The 12,561-nt window shown below is 37.4% G+C and carries 9 protein-coding genes; all 9 read left to right on the top strand.

Annotated elements, in window-relative coordinates; all coding sequences use genetic code 11:
* The first annotated feature begins 106 nt into the window (after positions 1-106).
* Positions 107-1,939: a glycoside hydrolase family 125 protein gene (locus ACESM9_RS11295; RefSeq protein WP_372998455.1), complete on the top strand. Its 1,833-nt coding sequence runs from the start codon at positions 107-109 to the stop codon at positions 1,937-1,939.
* The gene (locus ACESM9_RS11290; protein WP_372998451.1) at positions 1,899-2,696 is read left to right on the top strand and encodes a carbon-nitrogen hydrolase family protein; all 798 of its coding nucleotides are present in this window, start codon (positions 1,899-1,901) and stop codon (positions 2,694-2,696) included. The genes ACESM9_RS11295 and ACESM9_RS11290 overlap by 41 nt, the downstream gene beginning before the upstream one ends.
* A 5-nt stretch (positions 2,697-2,701) precedes the next feature.
* Positions 2,702-3,748, top strand: coding sequence for a nitrilase-related carbon-nitrogen hydrolase (locus ACESM9_RS11285; protein ID WP_372998448.1), 1,047 nt, complete (start codon positions 2,702-2,704; stop codon positions 3,746-3,748).
* Between the two features lie 3 nt (positions 3,749-3,751).
* Positions 3,752-5,050, top strand: coding sequence for an MFS transporter (locus ACESM9_RS11280; protein ID WP_372998445.1), 1,299 nt, complete (start codon positions 3,752-3,754; stop codon positions 5,048-5,050).
* Between the two features lie 145 nt (positions 5,051-5,195).
* Positions 5,196-6,470 (top strand): sialidase, encoded by a 1,275-nt coding sequence (locus ACESM9_RS11275; protein WP_372998458.1) that lies wholly within the window; start codon positions 5,196-5,198, stop codon positions 6,468-6,470.
* Between the two features lie 135 nt (positions 6,471-6,605).
* Positions 6,606-8,582: an HD domain-containing phosphohydrolase gene (locus ACESM9_RS11270; RefSeq protein WP_372998442.1), complete on the top strand. Its 1,977-nt coding sequence runs from the start codon at positions 6,606-6,608 to the stop codon at positions 8,580-8,582.
* A 77-nt stretch (positions 8,583-8,659) separates the two neighbouring features.
* Complete coding sequence (locus tag ACESM9_RS11265) at positions 8,660-10,528, top strand: sigma-54 interaction domain-containing protein (protein WP_372998439.1); 1,869 nt, start codon at positions 8,660-8,662, stop codon at positions 10,526-10,528.
* A 248-nt stretch (positions 10,529-10,776) separates the two neighbouring features.
* Entirely contained in the window at positions 10,777-12,066 is a 1,290-nt protein-coding gene (gene lysA, locus ACESM9_RS11260; RefSeq protein ID WP_372998436.1) for a diaminopimelate decarboxylase, read from the top strand.
* 133 nt (positions 12,067-12,199) lie between these two features.
* Positions 12,200-12,561: ABC transporter substrate-binding protein (locus tag ACESM9_RS11255; RefSeq protein WP_372998433.1), on the top strand; the 362-nt coding region annotated here is incomplete at its 3' end.

The following is a 12,561-nucleotide window of genomic DNA, read 5'->3' as shown; positions in this document are numbered from 1 at the left end:
ATTAAGAGGAAGGCTGCCATAAGAAATGGAGAATATATTGATGAGATGATGATGGCAAGGATAAAAGGACAATGATATGTAGTTTAAAAAATTTTGGAGGGAGTTTATGAAAAAAATACTCACAGTGCCAAAAGAAATATATAAGAATGAGAGAATACTGTATGCTGGAAATCATTATATAAGCTTGCCTGAAATAAACTCAAAAGATGCTTCAATAAAAAGCCTTAACATTATAAGCATGTCCAACAAAGGTTTAGTACAAGTGGCTGCTGGTGATAAGGCTTTTTTGTCAATGGAGTTTTATAAGAATGAAGAGATGTTAAACATAGAGTTTGCCAAGTCAGATATAGAATCATATTATATTCCTTCATTCCATATGGTATTAGATGGAGGTATAAGTGTAAAGGCCAGGATTTACGCAGACATCAGCGAAAAGGGATTTGTATATGAGCTGGAAAGTTCAGAGAATATATGTGCAAAGCTTGTATGCAATGCTGAGGAATTGAGTTTTTTGAGATTCAATTCCCATGAGATAGATTTTAAAAAGGAAATAAAAATAGATAAGTGGTTGAAAAATCCGGCTATAAATATTTACTCATATAATGTATCCTTAAGTTTAGCCTTCGGAGGGGATAGAGGTTTCGATTATGTGAAAGGCGAAGATACAAGGGATTTGACCCTTATCCTGCAGCTAGATAAGGATGAGAAGAATGCATTCTATATTTCTGTGAATTCAGATATGGATGGAGCTTCAACCACCCTTATACACTTGAGAAGGAAAGGTTTCAAACAAATCTATTCTCAGCTTGCTCAGTGGTTAGGTGAAAAGAGAATCTCTTATTGTAGGGATGCTGATATGGAAAGAATAATAAATGAAAATCTGTTTTTCAATTACTTTTTCTCTATTGGAAAGGATATGGACAGTGACAGATATGTTGCTATGACTTCCAGAAGCCCAAGGTATTATGTCTCCGGAGCCTTTTGGGAAAGGGACAGCTTTTTGTGGTCCTTTCCTGCCATTAAGATTATAGATAGAGAGCTGTACTTAAAAATATCGAGAGAAATGATACTGCTCCACAGTAAAAACGCTGGGGATCATGCCCATTACATAGATGGAACGGTATTGTATCCCGGCTTTGAGCTTGATGAAGCTGCAAGTTACTTTATTCTTCTTGAAGACATTGAAGATTATGATGGGGAGTTATTGAGAGCAATAGATGCTGTTTTTAATAGAATTGAAAAGGAATATGACAGTTCTACAGGCCTTTATAAAACATTCCTTTTACCTTCCGATGATCCTGCCACATATCCTTTTGTAACCATAGACAATGTCATATTATGGCGAGGGCTTAAAAACTTGTTAAATGTGTATGAAAAATTGGGGATGCATCACAATACTCCATTGTTGAAGAGCAGGATTGATGGGATATATGATGGAATATACAGACATCTCACAGGTGAAGTTGAAGGGAAGAGGATATTTTTATGGTCTGCAGATGGGAAAGGGAATTACAGATTATACAATGATCCTCCAGGAAATTTAGGATTGCTTCCCTATTATGGTTTTGTTGATGGGGAAGAGGAGATTTTCCAAAACACCATAAGTTATTACTATTCATCAAGATACAAGTACTACTTTGAGGAAGCAAATATCAGGGAGCTTGCCTGTGATCATCACCCTAATACCCCATCGGGCTTGGGATTGTGTGGCAGCTTATTGAATCCAATCATGCACAATCAAGCCATAGAATGGCTTAGGAAAGCACCTATGGATTATGGCCTTCTCAGCGAGAGCTTCGATAGAATGACAGGTGAGGCTAGGACAGGAGTAGGCTTTGCAACCGGAAGCGGATATCTGGCATATGCTCTATATCACACCTTGATTGGAGAGAGTAGGTATGAAAGTTGCTTCTATAATATTCAAGGAGAGACAATTTAACCTATTTCAAGATAGGCAATATTTTAAAACCAAAATAAAAGAGTGGTTGGATTGCTGTATAGAAGGAGGAACAAACATTGTAGTATTTCCCGGACTCATTGGTTATATCTATGGAAACTATGAAAGATACTTAGAACATGTTTTAGATATATCATTACAATACAAGGACTTATATATATGTACTGGCAGCTACTTCGAAACTGATAAGGATGAAACATATCATTCATCATCCATTATAACCAATGGAAGGATATGTCTGAGTCAAAGGCAGCTTTATCTGGCCAAGTGGGAAAAAAAGCTAGGTCTATCCAGAGGATATGAGATTCAATTTACAGAAATCAATGGTTTGAAAACTGCAATTTTGCTCACCACTGATATGTTTTATCCTCAGGTTTCCAGATATTTGGCCATGTCAAAGGTAGACTTGGTGCTGGCACCTTCGGCAATAAAGGATGGACGAAATATGGCACTGCAAATAAGCGGCTTGTGGCAAAATGTACAACAGAATCTTTTTTTTGCTATTGAATCTGGATTTAAAGGTGAATTATTTGATTGTAAATTCTTCAGTCGCTCTGCAATCTATGGGCCTTTGGAGATGACTGACAAAGACAATGGCTTTATTAGATTGGAGAAAAATGATAATGAGGTTGAAATCCTGACTGCCCAATTGGATAATGAAAAAAGGATGGCAGCCATAAAAAAATTTGACACCCTGAAGCAGCTTAACATTGATTTGTATAAAGATTTATTCAGGTGATGTATATGACAAGAATAATTGAGATTATATATAGAAGAAAGCTAAATAAAAGAAGGATAATAAAATACCTGGAAACCAAAGCTTCACAAAATTTCAACACTCATAAGAAAATGGATGAGATCATTGTTTCTTGTGTGCAAAGAGAGATAAAGCTTGTGAGCAATGTGGAAGAATACATAGACATGCTCGAAGAATTCGTATTGCAAGCAGCAGAAAGAAAAAGCAGCTTAGTCGCTTTTCCAGAGTATAACTTCTTTGATTTACTGGGACTTTTGCCTGGCTTTAAAGCTGTAAACAGATATTTAAACAGTAAAGCAGGCACATCTGGGGAAGAGGGTTCAGGAAAAGGAAATAAGCTGATCCATGATATTTTTTACTCTTTATCAAAGCCTATACAAGAAGCAATAGAGTTAATAATGTGCCTTTTGGCGAGAAAATACGGTATATATATCTATACCGGCAGCTATTTTATAAGGGAAGGAAAAAGTTTGTACAATGGAGGCTCTGTAATATCTCCAGAAGGCGAGATACTGGGAACTCAGATGAAACTTCATCTCACAGACTTTGAGGAACAGCTTGGTCTAACGAGAGGTAGAGAATTGAAGGCCTTTGACTTAGAGATAGGCAGGGTTTGCTGCCCTGTATGCATGGATGCCACATACTATGAGACATTCAGACTTGCAAGGAATCTGGGCTGCGATATGGTGATCCTGCCCATTGCCAATAATGAAGAATATAACCTCTATAGAGCATTGCGAGGTATTTGGCCAAGGGTTCAGGAATCCTATGTCTATGGTATAAAGCCATCCTTGAATGGATGGCTCTTTGGAATGCATTTTACAGGAAAAGCCGGCATTTTTGCACCTGTAAATTTGACCAAAAATAAAAATGGGCTCATAGCAATCTCAAGAAGTCATGAAGGAAACAATGTGATAACAGCAAAATTAGATATTGAAGCCCTCTATATACTGAGAGAAAATGATGAGTATGTGGGAGACATAAATCCTCGATTTGAGAAGGATTATTATATAAGTACATACAAAGGGGGTTAAACAATGAAAAGAAGCAAGAATTTGGTTATGTTCATGTATGCCATGGGATATTTGGGCATATCTATATTTACTCAAACAACAGTCAAGTGGTATCAGTATTTTTATACTCCGCCTGAAAGCAACACAACAGGTCTAAAGATATTGATACCTGTTACCTTGATTGGTTTGACCATGGTGATTGGAAGAATATTTGACGGAATAGCTGATCCTATGGTGGCTTATTACTCGGATAAAACAAGAAGCAAACTTGGCAGAAGGATACCCTTTATTTTATACGGTTCACTGCCTTTGGCGCTAACCTTTATACTCATATGGTTTCCTCCAGTAGCCCATGAATCCATCATAAATTTTATATATCTATCTGTAATGTTATCATTATTTTTCATATTTTTTACTATAGTTGTTGCACCCTATTTAGCCCTCATCAATGAGATATCCAAAACCAGCAGGGATAGAATAAAGGTTACCACCATGCAGGGCTTTACTCAGATAGCAGGGGTAATGATAGCCGAAGCAGGCTCCGGAGTTATAATGAACATGTACGGTTTCAGGATTATGGGAGTAGTACTTGGCATAATTGGCTTCTTAACCATTATACTAACACCTATTTTTGTGAAAGAAGATTTATCACAGCAGGATACACTTCCTACCATAGGATTGTTTGAATCTGTGAAAACTACCTTAACTAACAGAAACTTTGCATATTATCTCATTTCTTATATATCAGTTTGGTTCGGTATAAATACATTGACCATTACTATGCCCTATATAACAGAAGTTTTAATGGGCGCCCCACCGGAGTATTCAGGCTTTATGATTGCAGGAGCTTTTATAGCAGCTTTGTTATTCACACCATTGCTTCCAAAGTTTGTATTAAAATTCGGCAAGAAAAATGTGTTGATGGCCACTTCTGTACTTTTTGCAATTATTCTTTTTCTAACAGCATTCTTCGGCACCATACTGCCCTACAATTTAGCCTTTGTAATAGTGATACTGGCCGGGATACCTCTTTCTGTAATATTTGTCATACCAAACGCTATGATAGCTGATATAGCTGAGTTAGACGGAAAAGAAACAGGCCAGAGGAGAGAAGGGATGTTCTTCGGTGCCCAAGGTCTGGTAATAAAAATTGTTATAGGATTATCTTCATTTGTTACACCACTGCTTTTTAGATATTTCGGATATAGTGCTGAAAGGCCTTTGGGAATACAACTTGGAGGTCCTGTAGCGGCTGTTGCCATATTGATAGGATTGATTTTTCTCAATAAATACTCTATATCAGAAAGCAGCTTTGAACAGTAAGTTAGTATTAACCTTCTATTAAATTATTGCATATAATGTAATGACTTTTTATGGAGGAAGGTTGATATATGTGAAATGTCCTATGAATCCAAACCATGAGTGCCCTTTTTATGATGCAAGAAATCCATATGTATTCCCATATGATATGGATGATTACAATGATTATTTTGATGATGATTACAACGATTATTTTGACGACGACTATTTTGATGATGACTTCTTTGATTATTATGACTACTTTGATGACAATGATTTTACAAGACAAACCCCCCAAGAGATCAACAGGATGATGAATCTGATAAACAGGCAGTTTGACAATTATTACACTGAACTCCAGAGATATAGAGTTCCAAGAGCGATAGTACAGAACATTTTCAGGAGTATAGTAGTCTATGTATTGCGAAACCAAGGAAATTATGCAGGAGCAATACCTGGTAAGACAAATCAGATACTAAATGATATGAGAAGAGATATGCCGTGGGTATTCACTACATTGAGAGGATTTGGAGTGCCCAATAACCGAATCAATCAGATATTCAGAGATATCATCAGGTTCATACTGGAGAATATCAGCGATCAGGTACCAACTCCACCAACTCCTCCGGTCACCGGTTGGAGCCAATGGGAGAATCTAGGTGGGGTATTGACATCTGCACCGGCAGTAGCTTCCTGGCAGCCCAATAGACTGGATGTATTTGCCCGAGGACAGAATCAGTCTCTATGGCATATATGGTGGGATGGACGCAGGTGGAGTCAGTGGGAGGATTTAGGTGGTGTATTGACCTCTTCTCCTGCAGCAGTATCCTGGGGTCCAAATAGGATAGATGTTTTTGCAAGGGGGCAAAATAATGCCTTATGGCATAAATGGTGGAACGGAACTCGTTGGAGTGAATGGGAAGACCTTGGTGGTGTACTGACATCAGCACCAGCGGTGGCCTCTTGGGCTCCCAATAGACTGGATGTATTTGCAAGAGGACAGAACAATGCCCTATGGCACAAATGGTGGGATGGAACTCGTTGGAGTGACTGGGAGGACCTTGGTGGTGTATTGACTTCAGCTCCAGCTGCAGTATCCTGGGGTCCAAACAGAATAGATGTCTTCGGAAGGGGACAGAACCAATCATTGTGGCATAAATGGTGGGACGGAACAAGATGGAGTAACTGGGAAGACTTAGGCGGAGACGCGATAAATTCAGGCCCTGCTGCTTCATCTACTGGAGTAAACAGACTGGAGGTCTTTGCACAAGGACCTAGAGGAGACCTTTTGATGAGAACTTGGAACGGTACAAGATGGAGCGGTTGGCAGTCCCTTGGAGGCGTAATAACATCAGAGCCTGCAGCAGTATCTTGGGGAGGAAACAGGCTGGATGTATTTGCGAGAGGACGAAATAATGCATTATGGCATATTTGGAGACCATAGATTATGACAGACCGGCAAGAGATTGCCGGTCTGTTTCTTTTTTGACCCACAGATATATCGACAAGATGTTGCAATAAATGATATACTTTTTAAAGAAATAATAGTTACAAATAACCAGAGAAAGGATGCACATATATGCCTGACAAAAGCACCAGCTTTATCAAACTTATGAGTAAAAAACTTGCTGCTATGATTCTTATGATAATTCTTTTGCTGTTGTTTCTGATGCTTACCATATTCTTTATGAATCAGGGAAGCAGAAATGAGTATACAGTTATAGATGTTTTTGGGAGGCAGAGGATGCTGACTCAACAGTTATCAAAGGATGCCAATCAAAAATATGCAATAATGCAGGCTTTGAATAATCAAAATAGTGTAGGTACAGATGAGATAAAAACTAGAAAAATAGAATCACTAAATATATCAATGGAAAAGGCAAAAAATGAGTATTTGAATACTCTACAATTTCTAAAAAGTGGGTATTTAAAAAAAGGGGATACATCTATAGATTTTAAAAGCTCTCTTAGGGAATTGAATTCCCTTATAGAAGTTACTGATGACTTGTGGAAGGATTTTCTTAAAGCCATAGATGTAATAATCAGAACCAGCGAAATAGACGAAGAGGTAACAAAATCATTAACTTACATAAATGATAACAATGAGCAGTTGCTGCAGTATAGCGATGATATACTCCAATCATTGATTAATATACATAAAAGTAATTCCAATACCAGTATTTTTATAGCTCTAGGTCTGTTTGCTGCTACACTTGTATCATTGTTGGTATTGATACTGCAGTCATATAAGTATATAGTGGTTCCGCTGAATGAGGTATATTCAGGATTTAGCAACATTGGATCTTTGAAAAACAATATAAGCATATCATTACCTCAGAAAAACGAATTGGAACCTGTAATTAAAGAGATAGATATGGCTTTTGCAAAGCTAAATAGGCTTATAGAATTGATAAAGAATATGAATCAGGATACATCCTTTGATGGCATTCTGAAATACATTTATAACACATTCTCTGAATTCATACCTTACTCACATATAGGAATAGCATTGTTAAAGGATGATGGAGAGACCATAGAAGCTTCCTATGGGATATCTGATCCTTCCTTGAATGATTTAGCCAAGAAACTACATGGTATAACGGCAAAGCTTGATGAGACAAGCTTAAGTGATGTGATAAGAAAAGGCAAACCAAGAGTTATTAATGACCTTGAATCTTATACAAAGCATAGAGATGCTGATTATAATAGAATACTCATTGAAACTGGCATAAAGTCTTCAATCACATTGCCCCTCAGCCTTAATAATAAGCCAATAGGTATTATATTCTTTTCATCCACAACAAAGAATATCTATAAAGAGCAGCATATTGACTTTCTGGCTACTCTCTCCAGCAGTATTGCAATAAGCCTCAACAAGAATATTTTTATAGATGAGTTATTATACAGTACAGTGTTGGCTCTAGCCAAGCTGGCAGAGTCAAGAGATGAAGATACTGGAGAGCACTTGGAGCGAATGAAGAAGTATTCTGTTAAGATTACTGAATTTCTCCTTGAGGATAATGTATATGATGATAAAATCACTGTGGGCTTTATGAAGGAGATTGAGAGATTCAGCCCCATGCATGATATAGGCAAAGTGGGAATAAGGGATGAGATACTATTAAAGCCCGGAAAGTTGACTCAAGAAGAATTCGATGAGATGAAAAAGCATACCATATTTGGGGCAGAGGTATTAAAGACAGCTGAAGAGCATATGAGAAGAAAAGATGCCAATCTTTTTAGAATGGGAATTGAAATTGCAGAGAACCATCATGAGAAATGGGATGGAACAGGCTATCCCTATGGGAAAGCGGGAGAGAGTATACCTCTGAGTGCAAGGATAGTAGCTGTAGCTGATGTATTTGATGCTTTGACAAGCATAAGGCCTTACAAGAAAGCCTTTTCCTTTGAGGAATCTTTAAATATGATAATAGAAGGCAAAGGAAAGCATTTTGATCCTAGAATTGTAGATTCCTTTGTAAGGCATAAGGAGCAAATATTTGAGGTATACAAAAGCTTCAACACTGATGAATCTTCATTAAATAAGATTGATTAAAAATAGACAAGTACAAAAAAGGAATTCCAACAAGGATGTAGAATTATATAGTTAATTTTATGATAAGGAAGATGTAGATGTTTTCTTCAGATAGCTATGCCAAAATGTTTACAGATATGATGTCAGAAGGCTTTATATTCATTGATAATAAGGGTAAGATCCAACTTTATAATAATAAGGCCAAGGAAATATTTGGGATAACTTACAGCCAAGGTGCAAGCCATAGATCCGGCAAAATAGAAGAAGGAGATATAGTCATTATAGGAGACAACTGCCTGGGTAAGGATGACGGCAATATGACACCTGAAGCCCTTGGCTTTATAGGAATACATGATCGCGGCATACAACTCGGTGATGCAATAGTGGCTGTGGGAAAATACGGAAGTAAAAAAGAAGTAAGACCATTATACAAGTATATCACACCCGATTATGATACAAGTGTTTTAGAGCTCCACTGCACTTTTTCGGGTCTACAAATATCGAGCGTCATAGATTTTAAAAATAAGAATATAAGCTTGATAGTAAATAATGAAAAATATACTATGCCCTATATCAATTATATAGGTCATGTAGTAGTGATTGACGGATATTCAAAGGAGCTTAAGTTTTATCAAACCCATGGTTACACAGCCAGAGGAGAAGCCTTATATGACATTTTGACAGGAAAGAAGTTTATGGCTAAAGGTGAAAACTCTGAGATGTTAAATGTAATAGGCAAGGATATATTCGAGATTCATAAAGGTAGCTCCACCATTGAAGATTTTTATGCTGCAGCCACTGGAGAAGATATAAGCTATGAAAACCAGTTTAATGAGATAAACGGCAGACCTACCATTTGTACTCTTATGCCTGTGAATAGGGAAGGCAAGAGGGTAGGGGCGGTGCTGAAGGTTGAAGATATATCTGAAATTAAGAGAGTAATCAGGCAGAGAGATGAGGCTTTACTAAACTTAGAGCAAATGGAAAGAAAGCTGAGGGAAGAATCAGATGCAAATAAACTGATGCCTGAGATATTAGGAGAGAGCAAAGAAATTATAAATGTAAAAAGACTTGCTGCAAAAGCATCAAAGTCCAATTCTACCCTGTTGATTTTAGGAGAGAGCGGGACGGGAAAAAGCATGCTGGCAAGAGCTATACACAATAACAGCAAAAATAGGAACAAACCCTTTATACATGTGAACTGTGGTTCTATACCTGAGAATCTTTTAGAAAGTGAACTATTTGGATATGAAGGCGGCGCCTTTACTGGTGCCAGAGCTTCCGGCAAAGCAGGGATGTTTGAACTTGCTCAGGGAGGAACTATTTTCCTGGATGAGATAGGTGAAATTTCACTATCGTTGCAGATTAAACTGCTGCAGGTATTGCAGGATAAAACTTTCTACAAAATAGGAGGAAGCAAGAACATCGAAGTAGATGTGAGAATAATAGTGGCTACAAACAAGAATCTTGAAGAGGAAATGCTGGCCGGCAGGTTCCGAGAAGATTTGTATTATAGAATAAATGTCTTTCCTATATGGATACCCCCATTAAGAGAAAGAAAAGAAGACATATATCCACTGGTTCAGAACATGCTCCCTTCTATATGTGAAAAAATAGGCTGTGAAACAAAAAGAATTTCTGGCGAAGCTTTGAATTTACTCTTAGCATATGATTGGCCAGGCAATGTAAGAGAGTTGGAAAATATACTGGAAAGAGCAGTAAACCTGTCAGAGGGCAATACTATACTATCAAACCATCTAGCAATAAAAAAAGGAAAGAAGGAAAAGAAGAGGGAAACCTACGAGATAAGGCCTTTAAAAGATGTAATAAATGATGCAGAAAGAAGAGCTATTGTAGAGGCAATACTGGCAAACAACGGAGATAAAAAATCTGCTATGAAAGCCTTAAAAATGAGCAAAACCAGCTTCTATGAAAAGCTAAAGAAACACAAAATAGAATTGTCCTGATTTACGGAATCATTCCGGTTTAGCGGAAAAACATATATTAAATACAAGCCTTTAAAATCAATGCTTTTAATCAATTTAACAAAAGACAGTTCGTAAAAGCGGAAAAAATAATCTATTATCATTGTTGTGATAGGGTAAGGAAGTTGTCATCCTGAAGGCTTTGCTTGAAGGAACTCATGAAAAGATGTTTTGGCATGTTTTTTGCTCTATATTATTAAATACAATAAAACATTAGAGGAGTTGACATTGTGGATAATATAGAGCATACAAAAAACTACAGATTTGCAGGTTATGATACTGTTGAGCTTGCTAAGAAGTATGGTACACCCTTGTATGTGCTTTCTGAAGAAATCATCAGAAGCAGATGCAAAGAATTAAAATCAGATTTTCTGGATAAGTATGAAAATGCCAAGGCTGCTTATGCCAGCAAAGCATTTCTGACCATGGCTATGTGCAAAATTATAGAAAGTGAAGGTCTGGGATTGGATGTTGTATCAGGCGGTGAATTATATACAGCAATAAAGGCTGGATTTCCAATGGACAAGGTTATGCTTCATGGCAACAACAAAAGCTATGAAGAGTTGGAAATGGCGATCAGTAATGATGTTGGAAGAATTGTGGTTGATAATACAGAGGAGCTGTATATAATAGAAGAAATTGCTGAAAGACAGGACAAGTCTGTAAAAGTATTGATCAGGATAGCCCCAGGAGTAGGAGGAAATACGCATAAGTATATAACAACTGGTCAAAAAGATTCAAAATTTGGGGTACCATTAGCTAAAGATACCATAGATGAGGCTGTCGCAAAAGCTATGAAAAGCAAACACATTGAACTTTTGGGCATGCATTTTCATATAGGTTCAAATCTATTTGAAAATGATTCTTATATTGCAGCTATAGATATAGTAATTAATCTCTACAAGAGATTAAAGGATGATTTTGGATTTATTGCAAAAGAGATAAATACTGGCGGTGGGTTTGGAATATATTATACAAAGGACGATTGCGTAAAACCTTTGAGTTATTATACCGACAGTATTATGAAAGCTATTGAAGATAAATGCAAAGAACTGGGGGTAGATATACCTGCAGTAATAATAGAACCTGGAAGATGGATAGTAGGTGAAGCAGGAATAACACTATACAGCATAGGAAGTGTAAAGGAAATCCCAGGTATAAGAACCTATGCCAGCGTGGATGGGGGATTGCCGGACAACCCGAGGCCTGCGTTGTACAGCGCAAGATATGATGCTGTTGTAGCTAATAAATATGATCAAAAGCCTGACAGGCAGGTTACCATAGCAGGAAAGTGCTGTGAATCGGGAGATATTTTGATATGGGATTTGAAAGTACCAGAGATCAAGAGGGGAGACATATTGGCTGTATTTAGTACAGGGGCATATAACTATTCTATGGCAAGCAATTATAACAGAATTCCCAGACCAGCAGTACTTTTGCTTACTAAAGACGGAGAAAAGGTTATAGTAGAAAGAGAAACCTATGAAGATTTACTATCCAGAGAAAGGGTGCCTTTTTAATTAGTTAAAATTAATGAAAATTAATACGATCCACAAGCTAAGCATCTTAGAATATAAGATACTTAGCTATTAGGATAAATTATCGCAATATTCTGCGAAATTCGAGGAATTTTAAAAATGGAGGAGGGTAACAATGAAAAGAGTATTGGCTTTAATACTGGCACTAATGATGATTTTAGCAGGCTGCACAGGTAAAACTCAACCGGCTGAAGAGGCTTCGGCAGAGACTCCTGAAGTACCTCAGGAGTACAGAATTCTTTATTCGGGAGAGATAACCACACTCAACTATCTAGTAACTGCTACCACCAATGAATTTGCTTTAGCAGCTAACTTTGTCGACACCTTGATAGACTATGACAGATACGGTGTTGTACAGCCTTGTTTAGCAACTGAATGGAATGTATCAGATGATGGTCTGGTATGGACCTTGAAGCTCCGCGAAGGAGTAAAATGGGTAACCCACGAAGGAAAAGAATATGCAGAAGTTGTAGCACA

Source organism: Lutispora sp. (assembly GCF_041687175.1).
Lineage (GTDB): Bacteria > Bacillota > Clostridia > Lutisporales > Lutisporaceae > Lutispora.
This window is presented reverse-complemented; position numbering and strand designations above follow the sequence as displayed.